The organism is Luteibacter sp. P4_E6 (genome assembly GCF_056401535.1).
Genome location: NZ_JBFUJE010000581.1, coordinates 1 through 2,312, shown reverse-complemented (window position 1 = coordinate 2,312; position 2,312 = coordinate 1). Strand labels below are relative to the sequence as shown.

General features: G+C 63.6%; 3 protein-coding genes. 2 read left to right on the top strand and 1 reads right to left on the bottom strand.

Annotated elements, in window-relative coordinates:
- Both AC1DT2_RS21035 and AC1DT2_RS21030 read left to right on the top strand, forming a co-directional pair.
- Positions 1-245 (top strand): ATP-binding protein (locus tag AC1DT2_RS21035; RefSeq protein WP_477298505.1); only part of this gene is annotated, 245 nt, incomplete at its 5' end.
- A 67-nt stretch (positions 246-312) separates the two neighbouring features.
- Complete coding sequence (locus AC1DT2_RS21030) at positions 313-1,719, top strand: sigma-54-dependent transcriptional regulator (RefSeq protein WP_477298504.1); 1,407 nt, start codon at positions 313-315, stop codon at positions 1,717-1,719.
- Positions 1,720-1,768: 49 nt separating this feature from the next.
- Here the strand turns inward: AC1DT2_RS21030 and AC1DT2_RS21025 are convergent, their stop codons facing one another.
- Positions 1,769-2,170, bottom strand: coding sequence for a hypothetical protein (locus AC1DT2_RS21025; protein WP_477298503.1), 402 nt, complete (start codon positions 2,168-2,170; stop codon positions 1,769-1,771).
- Positions 2,171-2,312 lie beyond the last annotated feature (142 nt).

Genomic DNA, 2,312 nt, shown 5'->3' with positions numbered 1-2,312 from the left:
TCCTCGAGGTGATCGATCGCGGCCCGGGCATCCCGCCCAAGGTGGCCGCACAGATCTTCGAGCCGTTCTTCACGACGCACGAATACGGCACCGGACTGGGCCTTTACCTGGCCCGGCAGATGACCGAAGCCAACCAGGCAGCCCTCGAATACGTACGCGTGGCGGGCGGCGGCAGTTGCTTCCGGATCAGTCTCACGCCACCTGCACGCAGTACCTCGGCAGCCCCCGTGGCAGCCCGCGCGTGAACAGCGCCCTTTGCTCCCGCCGCTCAGGCGGTTACATTGGGAACATTCACCGAAGCCTTCGGACCCAATGAGCAAGCAGACCGTTCTGGTCATCGACGACGAGCGGGACATCCGCGAGTTGCTGACCATCACCCTCGGTCGAATGGAACTCGACGTCGACGCTGTGGGGAGCGTCAACGAAGCGCGGAGCGCACTCGCCAATCGCCGTTACGACCTGTGTTTCACCGACATGCGGCTGCCCGACGGCAGCGGCCAGGAAATCATCGAGCTGATCGCGGCCAACCACCCGGACATGCCGGTGGCGATGATTACTGCCTATGGCAACGTGGATGCAGCCGTGAACGCCCTGAAGGCGGGCGCCTTCGACTTCGTGTCCAAGCCGGTGGATATCCACCTGCTGCGCCGTCTGGTTCGGACCGCCCTCAAGCTCTCGGAAGAACGTAAGGCCGAAGCGGGCAATAAGGGTATCCCGGGCGCAGACCGCCTGATCGGCGACTCGCCGGCCATGGCTGAAGTGCGCTCGAAGATCGCCAAGCTCGCCCGTAACCAGGCCCCGGTGTACATCGGTGGCGAATCGGGCGTCGGCAAGGAACTGGTCGCCCGCCTCATCCACGAGCTGGGACCGCGCGCGCCGGGTGCTTTCGTGCCCGTGAACTGCGGCGCGATTCCCTCCGAGCTCATGGAGAGTGAATTCTTCGGTCACCGCAAGGGTAGCTTCACCGGTGCCCATGCGGACAAGGAAGGCCTGTTCCAGGCTGCCCAGGGCGGCACGCTGTTCCTCGATGAAGTGGCCGAGCTGCCGCTGCACATGCAGGTGAAGCTGCTGCGCGCGATCCAGGAAAAGGCTGTCCGCCCGATCGGCGGACGCGACGAGATCCCCGTCGACGTGCGGATTCTCTCCGCTACGCATAAGAATCTCGCTGCGTTGGTCGAGGAAGGGCTGTTCCGACAGGATCTTTTCTACCGCATCAACGTGATCGAGCTGCGCGTACCGCCGCTGCGCGAACGCCGAGGTGACGTGCCTGCGCTCGCCGAGTTCATCCTGCGCCAGCTCGCTACGGAATCCGGCGGCGCGCCGGGCCGCTTACGCGCCGATGCACTTGCCGCGCTCGAGGCCTATCAGTTCCCCGGCAATGTGCGTGAACTGGAGAACATTCTCGAACGCGCCATGGCCATGTGCGAAGGCGACACGATCGAAGCCGAGGACCTGATGCTGCCGCAACGCAGCGCGTCTGCGGTCCCGGCGGCGGCCTTGCCGGGCGTGCCAGACGCGGCCCCCGCGAACGCTGGCGCACCGGCGCCTCGCGATGCTGCGACTGACGGCTCGCTGGAAGACTACATCTCCAACATCGAGCGCGACACGATCATCAAGGCGCTGGAAGAGTCGCGTTACAACAAGACCGCGACGGCAAAGAAGCTCGGGATTACCTTCCGGGCGTTGCGCTATAAGTTGAAGAAGCTCGGGATCGATTGATCCCCCTCGTATGCCAGGGCGCGCCATGCGTCCTGGCTGCCGACCGCCCTCACCGCGCGCGCTGAGCGGCTACCAGCTTCTCCCACTGGCGAGCCCTCCAGTAGCGGTAAACGCGATGTCCGACGGTCGCCAGGCCCCAGTAAAGCGCGACGGCTGTGACGGCGTTCACGACAAGAAGAACGGACAGCATCGGATCCGGAACGTAGTCGAGATCGGGCGACGGAAGCCCGAGCCACGGCGTAACGAACAACGGTACATGCATCACCCCACGGAAGACCTCGAAGGCGATGCCGTCGACGCACCTCGGATAGGCACACGAGGTCTGAAACGCCAGCAACATCGTCGACGCCACAAAGTGCAATAGCGAGGCGCCGACGAAACAGGCGATTCGCGTATTGCGCAGCAGGCGGCGACGGCTATTGTTTACTTTTTTTTCGTAGTCCGAGTACATCGCGTTCCCCACGTCTTGATGGGTGTTCCGCGGCGGCGCCGGAAACACGTCTCAGTTGACGTTACGAGCAGAACGCACGAATCGATATGGAAGGATTCTGAAAAAGTCGACGACCTAAGGGAAGGCCACTACCGTGTCATTC

What these genes read in the sequence shown, in the direction of transcription:
- AC1DT2_RS21030 (WP_477298504.1), top strand. Translation starts at nt 313, where the DNA reads ATGAGCAAGCAGACCGTTCTGGTCATCGACGACGAGCGGGACATCCGC.
- AC1DT2_RS21025 (WP_477298503.1), bottom strand. Translation starts at nt 2,170, where the DNA reads ATGTACTCGGACTACGAAAAAAAAGTAAACAATAGCCGTCGCCGCCTG.